This is a genomic window from Nonomuraea sp. NPDC050556, assembly GCF_044457355.1.
Classification (GTDB): domain Bacteria; phylum Actinomycetota; class Actinomycetes; order Streptosporangiales; family Streptosporangiaceae; genus Nonomuraea.
Genome location: NZ_JBITGU010000003.1, coordinates 912,766 through 933,109, shown reverse-complemented (window position 1 = coordinate 933,109; position 20,344 = coordinate 912,766). Strand labels below are relative to the sequence as shown.

Genomic DNA, 20,344 nt, shown 5'->3' with positions numbered 1-20,344 from the left:
GGCCGTCGTAGTGACCTGGGCTTCAGTGGGACTCGACCTGCCTACTCGCTGCTCATCGGCTCCGTCGTCGGTCGTACCCCGCACTCCGGGCCGACTCAGTACCGCCCACCGAAGCCCTGCGCAGCACATGACCAGGCACCTCGGTAGGGCCAGTGATTCCGGGCTGTGGTCGCATGCGGTCACCGTTCCCGGGCGGTGGCCCGGTGCCGAAGGTCGTGCCCACGACGTGCTCACGTCAGGAGTGCCACCGATGACGCAGCCGCGTTCCCGGGTCGACCTGTACGCGGCGATCCGACGGGATGCCCGATCTGGGATGTCCAACCGCGCGCTGCAGCGCAAGCACGGCGTCGGCTTCCGAACCGTGACAGCGGCGCTGGAATCTGCATGGCCGAAGGAGAGAAAGCAACCGCCCAAACGCGGCTCACGGCTTGACGCGTACCGAGTGGTGATCGACGACTGGCTGCGCTCGGACCTCGACGCGCCGCGGAAGCAGCGACACACGGCGAAGCGGATCTTCGATCGACTGCTTGACGAACATGACGGGGCCGGGGTGGTGTCGTACTGGATGGTCCGCGAGTACGTCGCCACCCGACGCCGTGAGATTCGCGTCGAGGTCGGACGGGAACCTGCCAACGCGTTCATCCCGCAAGAGCACCTCCCGGGCCGCGAGGCCGAGGTTGACTTCGGCGACGTCGCCATCCGCCTGCGCGGCGAGCTCGTAACCTGCGCGCTGTTCAGCCTTCGGCTCTCCTACTCGGGCAAGGCCGTGCACAGGGTCAGTGCCTCGGCTGGGCAGGAAGCCTTCTTCGAGGGTCACGTCCACGCCTTCAACGTGCTCGGCGGGGTGCCGACCGGGAAGATCCGCTACGACAACCTCAAGGCCGCCGTCGCGAGCGTGATCGGGTTCTCCCGCCAGCGGGTCGAGGCCGACAGGTGGACCGCCGTCCGTTCCCACTACGGCATCGAAGCCTTCTATTGCCAGCCTGGAATCCAAGGTACGCACGAGAAGGGCGGCGTCGAGGGGCAGATCGGCTGGTTCCGACGCAACCACCTCGTCCCTATCCCGAGGTCGACTCCCTCGCCGAGCTCAACGCTATGGTCGACGCCTGGGACGAAGCCGACGATGCCCGGCGGATCGGGTCCCGCGCCCGCACGGTCGGGGAACACTTCGCCACCGAGCAGCCACTCCTCGCGCCCCTTCCGACCGAGCCGTTCGAGACCGGCCGCTGGTTCACCCCGCGCGTGGACCGGTACGCCCAGGTCACGGTCCGGATGAACAAGTACTCCGTGCCCGCGCGCATGGTCGGCCGTCAAGCCCGGGTGCTCCTGAACGCCAGCGACCTGGTCGTGTTCGACGGCAGGACCGAGATCGCCCGCCACGAACGGCTCATGACCAAGGGCTCGACCCGGGTCGACCTGGACCACTATCTCGAGGTCCTCCTCCGCAAACCGGGCGCGCTACCCGGTGCGAAAGCGCTGGAGCAGGCCAGGGCATCCGGGCGGTTCACGCCCGTTCACGACGCCTGGTGGGCCGCGGCCTGCAAGGCCCGCGGTGACGCCGACGGCACCCGTGCCCTCATTGAGGTCCTGATGCTGCACCGGCACCTTCCACACGACCACGTCGTCGCCGGACTCGCGACGGCGCTGCGTGCAGGCGCGCTCACCGCGGACGCTGTCGCGTTGGAAGCGCGCAAGTACAACGACACAGCAGATGGCGGAGCCGACGACACGACAGCGGACCACCAGTCCCTGATGAGCGGCGACAGGGCACGCGGAGAAGGCGAGATCCCTGCCGTGCGATCGCTGACCGAGCGCCGGCTCCGCGCCCACATCCCGGCCGACACTCGGCCGCTGCCGAGCGTGGAGAAGTACGACCAGCTGTTGGCCAGCCGACGTGACACCCCGAACGAAGGAGCCGCACCGTGACCACCAAGCGACGTGACACCCCGAACGAAGGAGCCGCACCGTGACCACCAAGCGGCGTGGAATGACCGAAGAAGCAGCCGACGCCGCGATCGACCAAGCGTGCCGGATGCTGCGAATGCCCACCATCCGCAACTCCTTCACCGACTACGCCGACCGGGCAGGGCGTGAGCAGATGTCTTACCGCGGGTTCCTCGCCGAACTATTGCTTGCCGAGTGCGACGATCGCGCCCGACGCCGGTCCGAACGCCGGATCAAGGCCGCCAAGTTCCCCCGCGAGAAGTCCCTGCGGGCCTTCGACTTCGACGCCAACCCCAACATCGATCCCGCCGTGATCCACACCCTCGCCAAGTGCGAATGGGTCCAGAAGGGACAGCCGCTGTGTCTGATCGGGGACTCCGGCACCGGCAAGTCCCATCTGCTGATCGCACTCGGCACCGAGGCCGCCATGGCCGGCTACCGGGTCAAGTACACCCTGGCGACCCAGCTTGCCAACGAGCTCGTCGAGGCCGCCGACGAGATGACGCTGGCGAAGACCATCGCCCGCTATGGCCGCGTCGACCTGCTGTGCATCGACGAACTCGGCTGTGCGCCACGAGGCGCTGTTGGATCTCGCGGGATGAGAGGCCCGCCGCTGGTCCTCGCAGGGACCGGTTGAAGCTGGAGGCAGGCTGAAACCCCGGGTTGGGGGTGAGGCCGGGAGCAGCCTCGACAACGTAGGGACGGACCGACACCACCAGACGGTTCGTGCCCGCAAGCGAAGACGGAATGGGTGCAAGGAAACTGAACCAGTGGTTGACGTCCCGTGAGTCGTCAGCGGCCTGCCGAACCTGGTGGATGGGCCGCTCGCAGTGCTGGGGAGGGCTCTATCCGATGGCCTTCTCCTCTCCCGTTGTCTCTATCCCATGGGCTGCGGGAGGCCCGGACCAAGACTGCGATGTGCGGTCCGTGGCGATGCTGCCGGGGTATAGCTGGGTGCCGAAGCCGTCGAAGAGATCCGCAGTGAACGTGGGAAGCGATCTGGCATCGCCCTTCCCGTCCGGCAGCCAGCCGGGCGGCGGGCAGGCGCGACGCCCGCTGATGAGGCCAGATCGTGGCGGAGTCGCCGTAGTACTCCGAGGCCGGGAAAGCCGGTCACATGGGGAAGGGCGACAGCGTGATGGCAGCGGAACTGCTGTCGGGGAGGAACGTTGTTGAACAACGACGCGCCGTCGCATGAGTGGCCGGAGGCAATACCGCCACAAGAGTGGCCGGGCTTGCCCTCGGCTCAGCGACGGGTACTCGATCATCAGACCAAGCTGCACCGATGGGCAAGGAACGAACCGGAACGCCGGTTCGATGATGTATTCAACTTGATCTGCGACCGGGCCACGCTGTTGGTGGCCTGGGAGCGGGTGTCCGGCAACCGAGGCGCCCGGACAGCAGGCGTGGATGCGGTCACCCGCTTCCACATCGAGGAACGCCATGGGGTGATTCCGTTCTTGGAGGAGCTGCGTTCCTCGCTCAAGGACGGGTCCTTCACCGCGTTACCGGTCAAGCAGGCGGTCATTCCCAAGAAGAACGGCAAGGTTCGTTACCTGGGGATCCCGACCCTGCGCGACCGGGTCGCGCAGATGGCGCTCAAGCTGGTCCTGGAACCGATCTTCGAGGTCGACTTCTATCCGTCCAGTTACGGGTATCGGCCTGGCAGGCGGGCTCAGGATGCCATCGCCGAGATCCACCGCTTCACCCGCAAGCCGTCGACCTACGACTGGGTCATCGAGGGCGACATCAAGGCTTGCTTCGACAACGTCGATCATCACGTCCTGATGGACCTGGTGGCCGAGCGCGTCAAGGACCGCAAGGTTCTGCGGCTGGTTAGCGCGTTTCTGCGGGCCGGAGTTGTCGAGCTGCATGGTGGATTCGCGGAGACCCTCACCGGTACTCCGCAAGGAGGGATCGTCTCTCCGCTGCTGGCCAACATCTATCTCTCCGTCCTGGATCGGCACTTCGCGCGGATCTGGAACACCGAGATGAGCCCCGGATGGCGCAGGCAACAACGCCGCCGCCGGGGGCTGCCGAACTTCCGGCTGGTGCGTTACGCCGACGACTTCGTCGTGCTCGTGCACGGCACGAAGCCCGAGGCCGAAGCGCTCAAGGCGGAGATCGGTGAGTTGCTGGCCCGCAAGCTGAAGATGACCCTCTCGGCAGAGAAGACCCACATCACCCACATCGACGACGGCTTCGTCTTCCTGGGCTTCCACATCCAGCGCAGACCCTTCGGCAACGGCCGTCGCGTCGTGCTCACCATCCCGTCCAAGCAAGCCTTGGCGAACGTGATGCACAAGATCAAGAAACTGACGGGGCGCAGCACCACCTCGCTCTCACTGGAGCAAGTGCTGCGGGCGGTCAACCCGGTCCTTCGGGGCTGGGCGGCCTACTTCCGCTACGGCGTCTCCAAGAAGACGTTCTCCTATCTGGGCTGGTACGCCTGGTGGAGAGTGGTCCTCTGGATCCGCTACAAGCGCCCCCACCTGACCTGGAAACAGGTGGGCCGCCGCTACTACGGGGCGGACCGCATCACAGAGGGCGGCATCGTCCTCTACAACCCGGCGAAGATGAGGGTCGAGCGCTACCAGTTCCGCGGCGCTCAGATCAGCACGCCCTACAACATCGACGAGGTTGACCCCGAGGGAGCACGCTTCCGACGGACCAGGCACGACGATGCGGCCTTCGTCGGCCAGGTCAGCGAATACCTCGCCTGACCCATCGGATCACGTGGAGAGCCGGATGCTCGGCCAACGGGCACGTCCGGTTCGGCGGGCGGGGACGGGAAGACCGACGCCCGAAACGGCGCACGGCGCCTCGTCCCCGACCCACCACATGCAACTCGACCGCCGCGGCGCGGAACTCCTCTTCCAGGTCCTCACCGAGCGTGAGGAGAAGGCCTCGGTCGCGATCGCGTCCAATGAGTCCTTCGGCGGCTGGACCAAGACCTTCACCGACCCCCGGCTATGCGCAGCCATCGTCGACTCACCTTCGGCGGCACCATCCTCGAGACCGGCACCGACTCCTACCGTCTGGCCCAAGCCACAAGGCAGCGGACAACCTGACACCCGTCGGGCGCGGAAGCGGTGTCGACGCAAACCAACATCCGCGGCACCGACACGTGCCCGGCGGTGTCAGAACTCGCCAACAAGCGGTGTCGGACGAAACCTCCGCAGCCACCGGCCAGAAGAACGATGGCCGCGAACTCGGTGTCGGCCAGTGGTGCGGTAGATCGAGTTGTAGAGCATCCTCCCACGCAGGCTGATCTCCGGCGCTGGAAGCTCGTGGAGTGAGTGGAACAGTGCTACGGCAGGTCTCGCCACACCGTATGGGATGGTCCAGCGACCCGTGTACAGGGCCTATACCTAAGGAGAGATCACCCAAAACGGTCTGCTGACCTCCGGCCATAGGTCTGCTTGGGCGACGTGAATGAAGGCGGCGATGGTCCAGCGGTACCGTGGGCCAGCGGATGCGGCCCCTGAGCCATCGGTCCACTGACTTCGACAGGTAGCAAAGACCAGGCATGTCATCCGATCGCGCCGACCAGCGATGAAGGGCCTATTGGTCGTTGCCGTGGCCTTCCTCAAGCCGATCTAGGCGTAGGCCCGTGACGCGGTGCTGGATCAGCCTTCGAGAGACGGTCAGTGCATCCCACCTCGATCGCAATCCACTTCGATCAAGAGCCCAGGAGATGCCTGACACCTCGGGGGTCCGGGGGCCGGTAGGCCCCCGGCTGGGGGTTTGGGGGCTCGGCCCCCAAAGAAGGGGAGCCCGAAGCCAACCCGCGCGAAGCGCGCCCCCAAGCGAAGGCCCAAGCAGTACATCCCACGACGACCGCTCAACGCCCTAACCCGCTCAAACGGCCCAAGACCTCGGGGGGCCGGGGGCCGGAAGGCCACCCGGCTGGGGGTCTTGGGGGGCTCGGCCCCCCAATAAGAGGAGTCCGAAGCCAACCCGCGCGAAGCGCGCCCCCAAGCGAAGGCCCATGCGCGCAGCACCCTCAAGCGACACAGAGCCACTCAAAGCCCCTCATAGTCTCTCAAAGCTTGAAAGCTCATGGTTTTCATAGTCGTCCCTGGCAAGGGAGAGGTTTTGTGGGTGGGGGTTCGATTTCGTGGAAGTTCGGCGGAATGATTGGCTGTGCGGAGGAACTCTGAGGAGGCACCGGTGACCCGACAGATCGGTTCTGTGGTTGGTGGCAAAGACGCCCCGGCCACGACCACCTACGACTCGACCAACCCAGCCCACATCACCACCGTGGTAGCCCGGGTAGGCCTGGCGGACGCGGACACGTTCGCCGCCGCCTGCCGTACCGCCAAGGATGCGCAGAAAGAGTGGGCCAAGGTCCCCGCCCCCGTCCGAGGCAGGGTGATCGCGTCCATCGGCCGCCTGGTGGAGGAGAACGCCGAAACGCTCGCCAAGCTGGTCACCCAGGAGATCGGCAAGCCGTACGCAGAAGCCCTGGGTGAGGTGCGGGAGATCGTCGACACCTGCGACTTCTTCCTGGGTGAGGGCAGGAGGCTGTACGGCCAGACCGTGCCGTCAGAAATGCCGGACAAGAACCTGTTCACCTTCCGCAACCCCATCGGTGTGGCCGCGGTGATCACGGCGGGGAACTTCCCGGTCGCGGTGCCGTCCTGGTATCTGATCCCGGCCCTGCTGTGTGGCAACGCCGTCGTGTGGAAGCCTGCCGAGTACGCTGCCGCGTCTGCCCATGCCTTCTACCAGCTCATCGCCGCCTCCGGCCTCCCCGAGGGCGTGCTGAACATCGTGTTCGCCGACGGCAAGAGCACCTTTGAGGGACTCGAAAAGGCCCTAAACGACGGAACTGTTCAGAAGGTCGGGTTCACCGGGTCCAGCGAGGTCGGCAGGAAGATCGGCGAGCTCACCGGCCGCCACCTGCAGTCCGCGTGCCTGGAGCTCGGCGGCAAGAACCCGATGGTCGTCATGCCGGACGCCGACCTCGACCTGGCCGTGGAGGGGGCGCTGTTCGCCGGGTTCGGTACGGCCGGCCAGCGCTGCACGAGCCTCGGCACGGTCATCGTGCACGAGGACGTCCACGACGAGTTCGTGCGAAGGTTCGCCACAGCGGTGAAGAACGCGAGGATCGGCGACCCGACCGAGGATGTTCTGGCCGGTCCTCTGCTGGACCAGAAGTTCGCGGACCGGTACGAAGAGTTCCTGACCTGGATCCAGCCCCACCACCAGGTGATATCAGGAAATATCGGAAGAATCGCACACACCAATCCCCGCCACGACTTCACCGGCGAGGACGGCCTCTACTACCACCCCGTCGTGGTTGACGGGGTCAAGCCCACGGACCAGCTCTTCCTCGAAGAGACCTTCGGCCCCATCGTCGGCGTCACCACCTTCACGACGCTCGACGAGGCCATCGAACTCGCCAACCTCCCCGGCTACGGCCTGTCCAGCTCCATCTACACCACCAACCCCAGCAGCGCCTTCCGCTTCCGCGAGGGCATCTCCGCTGGCATGGTCAGCGTCAACAACTCCACCAGCGGCGCGGAAGCCCACCTCCCCTTCGGCGGCAACGGCAAGTCGGGCAACGGCAGCCGCCAGTCCGGTATGTGGGTGCTCGACCAGTTCACCCGCTGGCAGGCGATGAACTGGGACCACTCCGGCCGCCTGCAGAAGGCCCAGATGGACGTAGCCGAAATTACGCCAGACCTGGGTTTCCGGCTCTAGATCCTTCTACCAGGAGGTATGAAACCCCACCCGCCGGGACTGGACACCCTTTCCGGCGGGTGATGGTCGTGGCACGATAACGGCGCCTTCGATTACGGGGAGAAGCCGATGCGTGACACTGCGAGATTACGGCTCAGGGCCGGGTTCCCCTGCCGCTGGAGCGTGTGGAGCGACGACGGGCGGGGCTGGTACCCCCTCGGCACCTCCCCGGCGCGGGACCTCGACGGCCTGCCGTACTTCCATGGAGACGACCTGGTGCTCGACGTCCCGCACGAGCGGGTGACGGTCAGGGCGGCCAGGGGCATGGAGTACGGCTTCGCGGAAACGATCCTGGTCCCGGAGGAACCGGGCGAGACGCTCGTCGAGCTCGCCCCGCAACGGATCTACGACGCCGCCGCCAAGGGGTGGTACGGCGGCGACCTGCACGTGCGGTTCAACCGCCCGCCGCTCTGGATGGCCGCCTCCCAGCACGGCGAGGACCTGCACGTCGTCAACCTGCTGTCCGGCGACGCGGAGGCCACGCGGGAATGGGTCGGCCGCAACCTGCCCTGGTCGGACGCGACGCACGTCGCCAGGGTCGACCTGGCCCACGACGCCGCGACCACCGGGGTGGACAAGCTGCGCGAGCGCGGCGCGCTCATCGGTTACGCCAACGCCTTCCGCGGCCCGGTCGAGACGCCGGAGCAGCTGCTCAAGGCGGGCGATCCCGGCTACGACGCGCGCATGTCGGTGGTCGACGCGGCCGTCGGCCTGGTCGACAGCTTCTCCTCGGCGATCGGCTCGGCGCGGGCCTACCGGCGGCTGATCGGCGCGGGCAACAGGGTCGCCGCGGTGGCCGGCACGGGCCAGCGGCTGGGGCCGATCGGGCGCGAGCGCACCTACGCGCACGTGCAGGGCCCGCTGACCGCGCAGTCCTACGCGCAGGCCGTACGGCGGGGCCGTACGTTCGCCACGACCGGGCCCTTCCTGGAGCTGTTCGTGGACGGGCAGGGGCCGGGCAGCACGCTCGACCTGTCCCCCGGCGACTCGGTGCAGGTGCACGCGCGGGTGATCGGGCCGCAGGCGGAGACGGTGCGCATCCTGACGGCGGACGGCGAGCTGGCGGCCGGGCCGCCGGGCGAGGTGAGCGCGGAGCTGTCGGTGGTGTGGCCGACGTACGTCGTCGCCGTGGCGGAGGGCGGCGGGCTGGTCAGGGCGCACACCAGCCCGGTCTACCTGGACGTCGAGCGGCGCCGGGTGGCCCGGGAGGAGGACGTGACGTTCTGCCTGCGCTGGCTGGAGCTGCTGGAGGACCTGATCAGGGATCGGGTCACCGACGACTACCTGGAGGTCGTGGAAGAGGCGCGCCGGGTCTACCAGGCGCGCCTCATGTGACCGAGGGGTTCTAGACCTGGCCGGCCTTCTCCAGCGCCGAGCAGCAGGTGTTGACCAGCAGGCGGGTCACCACGTACGGGTCGACGTTGGCGTTCGGGCGGCGGTCCTCGATGTAGCCCTTCTTGTCCACCTCGACCTGCCACGGGATGCGCACGGAAGCGCCGCGGTTGGAGACGCCGTAGCTGTACTTGTTCCACGGGGCGGTCTCGTGCGCGCCGGTCAGGCGGCTCTCGATGCCGGAACCGTACTGGCTGATGTGCTCCAGCGGCTTGTCGCCCTCGCCCAGCGCCTCGCAGGCGGTGATGATGGCGTCGTAGCCCTCGCGCATGGCCTTGGTGGAGAAGTTGGTGTGCGCGCCTGCGCCGTTCCAGTCGCCGCGGGCGGGCTTGGCGTCGAGGGTGGCCTCGACGCCGAACTCCTCCGCGGTGCGGTAGAGCAGCCAGCGGGCGATCCACATGTGGTCGGACACGTCGAGCGGCGAAGCCGGGCCGATCTGGAACTCCCACTGGCCGGGCATGACCTCGGCGTTGATGCCGGAGATCTCCAGGCCGGCGGCGAGGCAGCGGTCGAGGTGCAGCTCGACGATCTCACGGCCGAAGATGGCGTCGGCGCCGACACCGCAGTAGTAGGGGCCCTGCGGCGCGGGGAAGCCGCCCTCGGGGAAGCCCAGCGGGCGCGAGCCCTTGAAGAAGGTGTACTCCTGCTCGATGCCGAACCAGGACTCCTGGTCGGCGAACTGCTCGGCGATCGGGCGGAGCAGCGCGCGGGTGTTGCTCTTGTGCGGCTCGCCGTTGATCTCCTCGACCTCGCACAGCACCAGGATGTTGGCGCCGCCGCGGATCGGGTCGGGACAGGTGAAGACCGGGCGCAGCACGCGGTCCGAGGAGTGGCCCTCGGCCTGGTTGGTGCTGGAGCCGTCGAAGCCCCAGACCGGAGCCTCGGCACCGTCGGCAAGGATCTTCGTCTTCGAGCGCAGCAGAGCCGTGGGCTCGGTGCCGTCGATCCAGATGTACTCAGCCTTAACGCTCACGGGGACGATCCTTTCGGGGTGTTTCTCAGCCACACCGAGAGTCGCGTGCTGCCATTTCGAGGTTTTTGCCCGAATGTGAACGCCGTGTTAATCGGTGCCCATGTGACCAACGTCACTGCCGCCGACGAACGTGGCCACGCAGCGCCCCTGACCCTTCTCGATCAGGGTCCTGTACGGCTCGCGCGCGCCGGGGTCGATGTCGAAGACGGCGAAGTCGGCGCGCGCCCCTGGAGCCAGGCAGCCGATCTCGCCGGTCAGTCCCATGGCGGCCGCGCCGCCGAGGGTCGCGGCCTCGACGAGGCGCCGGTCGAGGTCGCCGTCCCGATAGCCCTGCCGTACGGCGAGGTCGCGGAGCGCGGCGACGTCGGCGAGCAGGTCGAGCGACGGCGAGGACGACAGCGAGTCGGTGCCGACCGCGATGGGGTTGCCCTCGCGCAGCAGCGCGGCGACGTCGGGGCCGTCCAGGCCGAGGACGCGGTTGGAGCGCGGGCACAACGCGACGGCCGTCTCTCGTGTACGCAGCAGCGAACGGTCGTGCGCGGTGAGGTGGACGCCGTGCGCGATGTGGCAGTCGGGGCCGAGCAGGCCGAGGCTGTCGAGGTAGTCGACCGGCGCCAGGCCGGAGCCGCCGTCGCGGACGATCCCGAAGCCCAGCTCGTCGACGAAGCGGCGCAGCGGCCCGGTGGCCGCGGTGGTGAACTCGTGCTCGTGCGGCGACTCGGCGAGATGGATGTGCAGCCGCATCCCCCGATCGCGGGCCAGCTCGGCGAGCTCGGCCAGGACGCCGGTGTCGAGGGAGTAGGGCGCGTGCGGGGAGATCCCGGACACCCCATCCAGCATCCCCTCGAAGCGGGCACGGCCCCCGGACGCCCAGCTGGTGTCGCTGTCGCCGATGGCCTCCAGGTAACGTACCCCGCCCAGCGGCGAGTCGACCAGCGCCTCGAGGTCGGTGACGATGTCGGCCACCGACGTGGTGCCCGACCTGAGGCACTGCCACGCCCCGTCCAGCGCAGAAGCCGCCCAGTCCCACGCCCCCTTGCGGAGCATCGGGTCCCAGCTGCCGTCAGCGGAGCCGAAGTAGACGTCGTTGAACACGCGGGCCCAGGCGTCGAAGTCGGGATAGACCCGCTGCCCCACCTCAGCCATGCACGTGTACTGCAGGTGGGTGTGCGCGTTGACCAGCCCGGCGACGAGCACCCCTTCGTGGTGCACGTCGCCGCGCCCGGTCGTCACGTCGACGACACGACCGTCCTCTACCACCACCGCACCGTTTTTCACGATATTTCCGGTCATGGGGAGGACCAGCTCCGCGCTGTGAATCACGGCACCCATACGACGTCGACTCCGAAGATCTTGTAGGCGAGCACGGCGACCGCCAGAACGGCGAACCCCGCCACAAGAACGTAGTCGGTCCCGCCGAAGGACAGTTCACGCATCCAGGTCCGCCGGCGAGCCCCGAAAGCCCGCAGGTCCATCGCGTTGGCCGTGTCCTCGGCGTCGATGAGCGAGTTCACGGTGAGCGGGATCACCACCGGCTGAGCGAGATCAGCCTCCTGACCGGGTTGTTCGTCCGAGGATGGATGTACCCGCCGCTGTCCACCCTCAGGTCCACGCCGTGGAGCACCTGGAGGCCGGTGGCGCGGTAGCGGACGGACGCCTCGCGCAGGTCGATGATCACAGGCCACGGTCCAGGAACGCGCGTTGCGCCGCCGACGGCGTGTCCACGGCGAGGCCTAGTGCGCCGAGCTTGAGCCTGGCCACCCGCTCGTCGAGCTCGGTCGGCAAGAGGTGTACGGCGGGCGGCAGGTCGTGCGTGAGCAGGTGCTCCACGGCCAGCGCCTGCAGGGACAGCGACAGGTCCATGATCTCGATCGGGTTGCCCTCGGCCGCCGCGCAGTTCACGCACTCCCCGTCGGCCAGCAGGGTGATCTTCAGGCCGTCGGGCACCGGCTCGACCTCGTCGCGCACTCCCCCGGCGACGGCCACGACCGCGCCCGGTTTCAGCGCGGCCAGGTGCTCGGCGGTGATCGTGTGGGCCACGCCGGTGGCGCTGAACAGCAGGTCGGCGTCCGGGCAGGCGTCGATCAGCGGGCGCACGTCGTGCCCGTCGTGGAAGGCGCGCAGCGCGGCGAGCGGGTCGACCTCGGACACGACGATCCTGGCGCCGAGCGCGGCGGCGTAGCGGGCCACGCCCTGGCCGACGTTGCCGTACCCGGCGACCACGCAGGTGGCGCCGTCCAACTGCAGGCCGGTGAGGTCGAGCGCGGCCATCACGCACGACTGGCCGGTGCCGTGGACGTTGTCGAACAGGTACTTGGAGCGGGCGTCGTTGACGGCCATGACCGGGATGCGCAGGTCGCCCGCGCGTTCCATGACGCGCAGCGGCCGCAGCCCGCTGGTGGTCTCCTCCGCCGCTCCCCTGAGCGGGCCGAGGCGGTCCTCCGCGTGCGCCAGCCGTACGACCCTGGAGCCGTCGTCGACCAGGACGTCGAGGCCCTGGTCGAGCATCAGCCTGGCCAGGTCGTCGTCCTGGGCGCGGGTGGCGTCCGAGCGGGCCAGGACGGGGATGCCCGCGTGGACGAGGGCGGCGGCGACGTCGTCCGAGGTGTCCCTGCCGGGGCAGGTGACGATCACGTCGGCGCCGGCGTCCCTGAGCGTCAGGGCGAGGTTGGCGGTCTTGGGCTCCAGCACCAGCACGAGGCCGACGCGGGCGCCGCGCAGATCGAGGTCGAGCGCGGCCATGACGGGCATGAACCGCCGCGCCCAGCCGATCTTCTCCAGCCCGCCGGGCCAGAGCGCGGCGTCCCTGATGTCGCTCAGCACGACAGGTCCACGACGTAGACGCCGTCGAGCTCGGTGACGCCCTCGCGCAGCCGTACGCCGGTCTTCTGGGGGTACGGCACGGCCAGGATCGTCCCGGGTCTGAGCAGGGCGGGGTCGGTCGCGCCGATGACGATGTCGGCCTCGGCGAGCGCGGCTCCCGGATGGGCGCCCATCCTCTGGAGGCGTTCGGCAAGACCTGGGACGTCGGCGGTGATCGCGATGCGTTTGCCCGCCATGAGCAGGTTGGTGCGGCGGAGAAGGGTCTGGATGATCTGCTGCGGTTCACCCACGGTCCGATAATGACCTATCCGGACGCCTGACGCAGCAGGGCGAGGGCCTCTTTCACCAGCGTGTCGACCCGATCAGACCACTTTGTGGAGCGTCATCGGGATCCCGTTGCGCGGCCGCAGCGTCACCGTCGCCTCGGGCACCACCTCGGCCCCCTCCCGCAGCTCCAGCCGGAACCGCTGCACGAGCATCGCGATGATCAGCGTGGCCTCCATGACCGCGAACCCGGCGCCCACGCAGATGCGCCGCCCGCCGCCGAAGGGCAGGTAGGCGAAGCGCGGCGGCTGGCTGCGCCCCGGCAGGAACCGCCGCGGGTCGAACCGGTCGGGGTCCGGCCACAGGCGCGGGTTGCGGTGCGCGAGGTAGACGGGGATGACGATCGAGGTGCCCGCCGGGATCTCGTGCCCGTTGAGCGTGTCCGCCTCGGCGGTGGTCCTGACGATCGACCACGCAGGCGGGTAGAGGCGCAGCGCCTCCTGGAAGGCGGCGGCCGTCCAGACCAGCTTGTCGGCGTCGCCGGCGGTGGGAACCCGGCCGCGGAGCACGTCCTCGACCTCGTCGCACACCCGGTCGCGGACCTCGGGGTGGGTGGCCAGCAGGTACCAGAGCCAGGCCAGGCCGTTGGCCGTGGTCTCGTGCCCGGCCAGCAGGAACGTCATCAGCTCGTCGCGCACCTGGCGGCGCGGCATCGCCTCGCCGGTTTCCGGGTCGCGGGCGGCCAGCAGCAGGCCGAGCAGGTCGTCCGACCCCTCGGGGTGCCCGGCGATGATCTCCTCGACGACCTCGTCCGTGGTACGGAGCACGTCGTGGATCCAGCGCAGCCCCGGCGTCCAGGACGGCGCCCGCCGTACGAGCCCCGGGGCCTTCTCCACCAGCCACGGCGGCGGGTCGAACAGGAGCTGCAGCCGCGCGGCGCGCACCCCGGCGCGCAGGCCGGAGGTGAGGACGGGTCCCAGCCTGGCCGCCTTGCCGGACAGCTCGGCGCCGAACAGGGCGCGGCCGACGACGTCGAGGGTGAGGGTGTTCATAGCGGTGGCCGCGTCGACCTGGTCGCCGTCGTCGAGCGTCGACCAGACCCTGACGAAGTCGCCGATGGCGTCGGTCATGTGCTCGGCGAACCGGCCCAGGTGGCGCTTGGCGAACATCGGCTGGATCACCCGGCGCTGGCTCGTCCACAGCTCGCCCTCGCTGGTGAGCAGCCCTTCGCCGACGACCACGGCGAGCAGGCGGTACTGCGCGGACTTGACGTAGAGGTGCTGGTGGGTGACGAGGATGCGCTCGAGTAACTCGGGCTCCCAGACGACGTAGTAGGAGGCCCGGCCGCCCTCGACCTTCACCAGGCCCGAGGACCGGTCGGAGATCATCTCGAACCGGTCGAGCACCTGCTGGAAGGTGAACAGCGCCTTGAGGCGTTGAATCCGGCCGATCCTTACCGTCTCCAGCGTCACCCTCCCACTATGGCGTCACAGCAAGGAACAGAAAAGCGCCAAATATCGCGAGATGTACGGTTCCCTGCATCAGCGTCGCGCGTCCCGGCGCCACGGTCAGCGTGGTCACCACCACGGTCAGCGCCAGCATCACCATCTCCTTGGCGCCCAGCCCCAGCGTCAGCTTCCCGCCCAGCCACACGCTGGCCAGCGCGATCGCCGGGATGGTCAGCCCGATGCTGGCCAGCGCCGACCCCAGCGCCAGGTTGAGGCTGGTCTGCACTCGGTTGCGCGCGGCGGCGCGCACGGCGGCCGTGGTCTCGGGCAGCAGCACGAGCAGCGCGATGGCCACGCCGACGACGGCGCGGGGCGCGCCCATCGCCTCGACCGCGCCCTCGATCGCCGGGGAGGCGGTCTTGGCCAGCCCGACCACCGCGACCAGGCAGAGGAGCAGCGCCACGAGGCTGGTGGTCGCGTCGCGGGCGGTGGGCGGGGAGGCGTGCTCCTCGTCGGGCTTGAGCGGCAGGAAGTAGTCGCGGTGCCGTACGGTCTGCATGAACACGAACACGCCGTAGAGGATCAGCGACGCGACACCGGCGAAGGCGAGCTGCGCGGGCGAGAACGTCGGGCCCGGGGTGGTCGTGGTGAACGCCGGGAGCACCAGGGCCAGCGTGGCGACCGCGCTCAACGTCGCCAGCGCGGCGGTGACGCCCTCGACCCTGAACTCCAGCACGCGGTGCTTCAGCGCGCCGACGAACAGGCACAGGCCGATGATGCCGTTGCACACGATCATGAAGGCGGCGAAGACGGTGTCCCTGGCGAGCGAGTCCGAGCCCTCGCCGCCCGCCGACATCAGCATGATGATCAGGCCGACCTCGATCACCGTGACCGCGATGGCCAGGATGAGCGTGCCGAACGGCTCGCCCACCCGGTGGGCGACGACCTCGGCGTGATGGACCGCCGCGATCACCGCGCCGACGAGCGCGGCCGCCACGATGATCATTACGAAGCCGTTGAGCGACCGGCCCCAGGTGAGCGCGAGCACGAGCGCGGCCACGATGGGGGTGATGGTGGCCGAACGCAACCAGCTGTAACGTTTCGTGACGATCATGCCCCTACCCTACGGGGGTTATGGGCGCTCGTGCACGCTCCCGTCCTGTTCCACGACCACTTTTGCCTGCGGGCCGAGTCCACCGCAGTCCTTGCCGTTCGGGTAGACGGGCTTCGGCGTCACCGTGACCTTCCGCCCTGCCACGCGCACCTCGACGGGATTCTCCGGCAGGCCTTCCACGCGGGCGAAACCGCTCGTCACCTTGGCGGTACGGCAGGAGCCGGACCAGCACACCTCCAGCTCCGTGACCTTGGTCGCCGACTCCACCACGATCCCCGGGTCGGCTCCGATCAGGGTGCACGCCTTCCCCGTGTCGCAGGCGGTGACAGTCGTGCAGAGGGCCAGCAGGACGAGGAGTCGGCGCATGCCCTGTAGGACGTGCGCCGACTCCGGGTGGTTCACCTGCGCTCGTCGCCCTCCTGCCCGTCGTAGCCGAGCAGGCGCATCGCCGTCTCCGGGTCCATGGCCGCCGCCAGGAGCTGGGCCCTGGCGTTGGCCCTGTCGCGGTCCTGCTCCGCCCTGGCGTGGGACGCCCTGACCGACCTGATCGCGATGAGCGCCACGCCGACCCCGACGATCACCCCGACCACGATGACGAACAGCAGGAGCAGCAGTCCCGGCGAGGCGATCCCCGAGGCGGCGGCCACCGCGCCTGACCCGACGCCCGAGACGGCGAGCGCGCCGAGCACCGCGATGGTCACCAGCGCCACCAGCGAGCCGATCACCACCCAGATGCCCTTGGACGACCTGCGCTCGGGAGCCTTGGCGGGCGCAGCGGACTGCGACTCGCCGAAGACGGGGCTCGCCGCCTGACCGAAGGCCGGTTGTGGCTGCGCCCACGGCACGAACTCCGGCCGCGGTCCGTCGGCTGCCGGGACGACCGCGGCCCCCTGACCGATGGTCGCTGCCGCCTGCGCGGTGATCGGCTGCGGCCCCTCCACCACCACGGCGTCCACGACCTGCGGCTCCTCTGCCACGCCTGGCAGGTTGCGCTCGATGCGGCTGTGCTCGTGGTGGGCGCGCGCCGCGTCGTGGTGGTACTCCTCCAGCTCGTCGTAGAGCTCGTCGGAGGCGTAGATCGTGCCGTCGATCAGCGGTCCCGGCTGCTTCTCGATGATCGCCACGACGTCGTCGCCGTTGAGCGTCTTGTGCGTCTCCAGGGCGTGCGCCAGGCAGAGCACGTCGCGCCGGTACTCCTGCAGCAGCCGCTCGGTCTTCTCCAGCAGCCGCACCAGGTTGAACTCGATGCGCTCGCCCAGCACGTCCGGCGTCATGTCCGGCTTGTTCGTGCGCGGCTCCCTGTCGGTGATGCCGATCGCGCCGCCTCCGCCGCCTCCGCGCTGGCGCGGCATCGCCTTGCCGCCGCCCATGATCTCCAGCGCCTGCAGCGCGGGCAGCGAGGTCACGCCGGTGCCCATGCCCCAGTACGACTCCATGAGCGCGGTCAGGAACGTCGCCGAGTGCAGGTCGCCGGAGACTCCCGAGGAGTTGTCCTCGCCGAAGAACATGCGCTCCCCCGCCAGGCTGGCCAGGGAGACCATGATGTCGGCCTCGTACTCCGACTTCCACCGGGTGAACTGGTCCTCGGGCTTGATCGAGGCGACCATGCCGAGGTAGTCGGCGCCCTTCTCGATCGTGGCGATGTCGATCTCGAGGTGGAAGCGGGTCCGGTACGCCACGACCGCGTGGCAGGCCTCGTGTACGGCCACGGCATGCCGTTCCCGCTCGATGTACTCCACGTCCTCCGGGGGGCCGAGCTGCTTGAGCCGCTTGGCGCGCAGCACGTCCGACCAGGTGATGACGTCGCGGTCGTCGCGGATCGCGGTGATCAGGGCCTCGTTGACCAGGTCCTTGATCGTGGCGCCCGTGGCATAGGGGGTGATGGTGGCCAGCTTGTCGATCTGCTCGGGGGTCAGCTCGTGCTCGACCTTGGCGAAGTAGCCCTCGTAGGTGCGCACCCGCCCGGCCTTGGACGGGTAGCCGACCTTGTAGATGCGGTCGATACGGCCCGGCCTGAGCAGCGCCTCGTCCAGCGCGTCCGGCATGTTGGTGGCCATCATGACCAGGATGCGGTACTTGGGCGGGGGCTTGGGGCGCATGCCGAGGGCTCGCCGTACGAGCCTGTTGAAGAAGCCTCTGGGCTTCTTCAGCCCGGACAGCTCGGTGAGCAGGGCCTGCAGGGTGCCCATGTCGCCGCTGCCGCCGTTCATGCCGCCGCCCATGAAGAAGCGGCTGTCCTCGCCCTGCGGGAAGTGGATCAGCGAACGGCTCTGCTCCGACAGGTAGTTCATGCCGTGACAGCCGTCGAAGCCCTGGCCGGGCGGGCCCTGCTGGCTGAGCCTGCCGCGGCGGCCGAGCGAGTCCGCCTCGTCGAAGAAGACGATCACGCCGCCGTAGCGCAGTGCGAGCTTGCGCAGCTTCCTGAACAGGCCCTTCACCTTCAGGATGCCGACGCCCATGAACATGTTGACGAACGCGCCGGGGTCGACGAAGACGTACGGCTTGCCGGTCTCGCCCGCGACCGCTTCTGCCATCAGCGTTTTTCCGGTGCCCGGCGGGCCCCAGAGCAGCAGGCCGCTGGGCACGTAGCCGCCGCGCTCCTCGATCTCCAGGGGCTTCTCCAGGAAGACGATGTTCTCCCTGACCCGCTCGACCACGTGGTCCTGGCCCCACACGTCGGTGAAGCGGGTCTTGATGTCGTCGGGGTAGTAGGTCTCCACGCCACCGCGCGACAGGAACCAGAACAGGCCGACGAACTGGAAGATGACGAAGAAGAACGCGAAGATCAGCTGGCCGACCAGCGGCAGCGCCTTGAGCGCCAGCGCGGGGGCCATGAACAGCGCGATGAACGGGCTGACGTCCAGGACCGCGGCCAGGACCATGGCGAGCAGCGTCACCCAGAACAGGATCTTGACGACCCTGGAGATCCGGAATCTGGTCCAGTCGCTGAACTTGCGGTGCGTCCAGCGCTCGGTGCCGCCGAAGACGCCCCTGTGCCAGAAGCGGTGGTAACCCGACCAGCGCTCGCTGACGAAGAAGTGAAGTTGCCTGACCAGCTCCAGGCCGATCAGCCAGAAGATCCACGGATAGGCGAAGGCGATGGCCTGCAGCGCCTCCGGGAAGGTGACGATGCCCTGGAAGTCGGCCATGGTCTTCCAGGTGAGCACCAGGAAGGCCAGGCCGAGACCGAGCAGGAACTTGCTGCGGTCCCAGAACTGCATCTTCTTGCGGGTGATGGCGTCGGGGTCGGTGGGGCCGCTGCCGGGAGCGCGCAGTCCCTCATGGTGGGTCGTTGTCATGAGACCTCCTTCGTCGGCCTCATGACCAAGGTGCTGTGTTCATTGATGACCTCAACAAGTTCGGTCATGAGCGCTCCCTCATCCGGGCAGCCGGAGCAATTTGAAGGATTCCGAGATCTTGTCGAACTCTGCCGCTCGCTGCCGGTAGCAGAGGGACTGGCAGCTGATCAGCAGCACGGAGACGGTTCCGCCCTGCTCGTCCAGATAGGCGGTGTGGTCGAAGGTCTGGACGTCGTCGCCGATCTGGTAGTTGAACCGGACGTGCACGCCCCTGGCGCCCTTGTCGAGGAAGACCGGTTCGTTCACGATCTCCTCGAACTTGGTGAACCTCAGCTGCTTGCCGGTCATCGCGGCCTGGGTCTCGATCGCCTCGCGCAGCTTCTTCGTCACCGGGAGGATGAAGTCGCGCAGCTGGTCGAGCGAGACGGCGTCGCGTTCCTCGTCCTTGAGCTTGTGCACGGTCGCGTACACGAACGGGGTCATCGAGGCGAACATGTGGTTGGGGTTGGGCTCTTTCGACTGGTCGAAAGCCGTCGACCAGACCCGCGCCCTGGCCAGCTTCGCCGCCTCCGAGTAGGGATGGTCCCCGCTCAGGAACAGGTCGATGGGATAGGACTCGATCTTCGTGAAGGAGGCCGGCACCTTGAAGTAGGTGGTGCCCTCTCGATCACGGACGTAGGTGAACTCAGGCTGGCCGCATGCCGCGACCCCTGACAGCAAGAAGACCGCGAGTACGGCCGCGGCCACCCTTGACCCTTTCACAGGGCTTACCTCCGCTTTACGGGCCAACGAGGTTGTTCTGCCCGTTTTCCAAGCGAAAGTGCTCTATGTCACGTGAGAAATCTTGACCAAATCTTGCCCGAAGTTAGGTCTTACTTGTTACAGATCATTTGATGGGCACCTGGATCGTCGCGGTCCCGGCCTCGTCGAAGGTGAAGGTGGCCGGAACGTACCCCGGCGCGGGGGTGGGGAGCCCGGCGACGGAGGCGAGCGGCTTGTCCGAGCCGACGGGCGTGTCCGGCAACAGCTCCACCGGCCCGGCCAGCGTCGCCGTGGCGCCCTGCATGGTGATCTGCCGGAGGCGGTCGGGACCCTGGGCCCCGTTGATGAGCACCGCGTGCAACTGGCCCTGGGCGATGTAGACGTTGCGCACGTGCATGCCGCGCAGGTCGGCGTTGCCGCCCTCGTTGCGCGGCAGCGACGCTCCCGGCGCCGCCCCCTGGCCCGCGCCGCAACCGGTCAGCAGGAGCAGGGTGGCGACGACGATCACAGTGGCCCGCATATGTCCAAGGTCGCCCCTGGAGGTGTCTGCGTAAATAGCGAAAGATGGGAAGGTTCG

The 20,344-nt window shown here is 68.4% G+C and carries 17 protein-coding genes and 1 pseudogene; 6 read left to right on the top strand and 12 right to left on the bottom strand.

Annotation, left to right across the window (positions count from 1 at the left end):
* Positions 1–250: 250 nt before the first annotated feature.
* From istA to ACIBG8_RS33370, 6 genes and pseudogenes are all read left to right on the top strand, one after another.
* Positions 251–1,926: pseudogene (istA, locus tag ACIBG8_RS33395) on the top strand (IS21 family transposase).
* Positions 1,927–1,966: 40 nt separating this feature from the next.
* Entirely contained in the window at positions 1,967–2,581 is a 615-nt protein-coding gene (locus ACIBG8_RS33390) for an ATP-binding protein (RefSeq protein WP_397347047.1), read from the top strand.
* 532 nt (positions 2,582–3,113) lie between these two features.
* Entirely contained in the window at positions 3,114–4,667 is a 1,554-nt protein-coding gene (gene ltrA, locus ACIBG8_RS33385) for a group II intron reverse transcriptase/maturase (RefSeq protein ID WP_397347046.1), read from the top strand.
* Positions 4,627–5,181 (top strand): ATP-binding protein, encoded by a 555-nt coding sequence (locus tag ACIBG8_RS33380; RefSeq protein ID WP_397347045.1) that lies wholly within the window; start codon positions 4,627–4,629, stop codon positions 5,179–5,181. The genes ltrA and ACIBG8_RS33380 overlap by 41 nt, the downstream gene beginning before the upstream one ends.
* A gap of 936 nt (positions 5,182–6,117) precedes the next feature.
* Complete coding sequence (locus tag ACIBG8_RS33375; protein ID WP_397347044.1) at positions 6,118–7,653, top strand: aldehyde dehydrogenase family protein; 1,536 nt, start codon at positions 6,118–6,120, stop codon at positions 7,651–7,653.
* A gap of 108 nt (positions 7,654–7,761) precedes the next feature.
* On the top strand, positions 7,762–9,027 hold the full coding sequence (locus ACIBG8_RS33370; protein ID WP_397347043.1) for a CehA/McbA family metallohydrolase: 1,266 nt from the start codon (positions 7,762–7,764) through the stop codon (positions 9,025–9,027).
* Between the two features lie 10 nt (positions 9,028–9,037).
* Here ACIBG8_RS33370 and glnII read toward each other — a convergent pair whose 3' ends face one another.
* The 12 genes from glnII to ACIBG8_RS33310 all read right to left on the bottom strand — a co-directional run bounded on the left by glnII (position 9,038) and on the right by ACIBG8_RS33310 (position 20,287).
* Positions 9,038–10,057 carry a glutamine synthetase gene (gene glnII, locus ACIBG8_RS33365; protein WP_397347042.1) on the bottom strand — a complete coding sequence of 340 codons (1,020 nt, stop codon included), beginning with the start codon at positions 10,055–10,057 and terminating at the stop codon, positions 9,038–9,040.
* A gap of 87 nt (positions 10,058–10,144) precedes the next feature.
* The gene (locus ACIBG8_RS33360) at positions 10,145–11,380 is read right to left on the bottom strand and encodes an amidohydrolase family protein (RefSeq protein ID WP_397347041.1); all 1,236 of its coding nucleotides are present in this window, start codon (positions 11,378–11,380) and stop codon (positions 10,145–10,147) included.
* A complete protein-coding gene (locus tag ACIBG8_RS33355; protein ID WP_397347039.1) occupies positions 11,377–11,589 on the bottom strand; it encodes a hypothetical protein in 213 nt (70 codons plus the stop codon). The genes ACIBG8_RS33360 and ACIBG8_RS33355 overlap by 4 nt, the downstream gene beginning before the upstream one ends.
* Positions 11,583–11,735 carry a hypothetical protein gene (locus ACIBG8_RS33350; RefSeq protein ID WP_397347038.1) on the bottom strand — a complete coding sequence of 51 codons (153 nt, stop codon included), beginning with the start codon at positions 11,733–11,735 and terminating at the stop codon, positions 11,583–11,585. The genes ACIBG8_RS33355 and ACIBG8_RS33350 overlap by 7 nt, the downstream gene beginning before the upstream one ends.
* Positions 11,732–12,880, bottom strand: a complete 1,149-nt coding sequence (locus ACIBG8_RS33345; protein WP_397347036.1) for an adenosylhomocysteinase — start codon at positions 12,878–12,880, stop codon at positions 11,732–11,734. Before ACIBG8_RS33345 ends, ACIBG8_RS33350 begins: the two co-directional genes overlap by 4 nt.
* Positions 12,874–13,170 (bottom strand): hypothetical protein, encoded by a 297-nt coding sequence (locus ACIBG8_RS33340; RefSeq protein ID WP_397347035.1) that lies wholly within the window; start codon positions 13,168–13,170, stop codon positions 12,874–12,876. Before ACIBG8_RS33340 ends, ACIBG8_RS33345 begins: the two co-directional genes overlap by 7 nt.
* Before the next feature lie 72 nt (positions 13,171–13,242).
* On the bottom strand, positions 13,243–14,616 hold the full coding sequence (locus tag ACIBG8_RS33335; protein ID WP_397347034.1) for a cytochrome P450: 1,374 nt from the start codon (positions 14,614–14,616) through the stop codon (positions 13,243–13,245).
* Positions 14,617–14,623: 7 nt separating this feature from the next.
* The gene (locus tag ACIBG8_RS33330) at positions 14,624–15,706 is read right to left on the bottom strand and encodes a calcium:proton antiporter (RefSeq protein ID WP_397347033.1); all 1,083 of its coding nucleotides are present in this window, start codon (positions 15,704–15,706) and stop codon (positions 14,624–14,626) included.
* Between the two features lie 18 nt (positions 15,707–15,724).
* Complete coding sequence (locus ACIBG8_RS33325) at positions 15,725–16,072, bottom strand: hypothetical protein (protein ID WP_397347032.1); 348 nt, start codon at positions 16,070–16,072, stop codon at positions 15,725–15,727.
* A gap of 32 nt (positions 16,073–16,104) precedes the next feature.
* A complete protein-coding gene (locus ACIBG8_RS33320; RefSeq protein WP_397347031.1) occupies positions 16,105–19,005 on the bottom strand; it encodes an AAA family ATPase in 2,901 nt (966 codons plus the stop codon).
* Between the two features lie 78 nt (positions 19,006–19,083).
* Positions 19,084–19,767 (bottom strand): hypothetical protein, encoded by a 684-nt coding sequence (locus ACIBG8_RS33315; protein WP_397347030.1) that lies wholly within the window; start codon positions 19,765–19,767, stop codon positions 19,084–19,086.
* Positions 19,768–19,891: 124 nt separating this feature from the next.
* Positions 19,892–20,287, bottom strand: a complete 396-nt coding sequence (locus ACIBG8_RS33310; protein ID WP_397347029.1) for a hypothetical protein — start codon at positions 20,285–20,287, stop codon at positions 19,892–19,894.
* Positions 20,288–20,344: the final 57 nt, after the last annotated feature.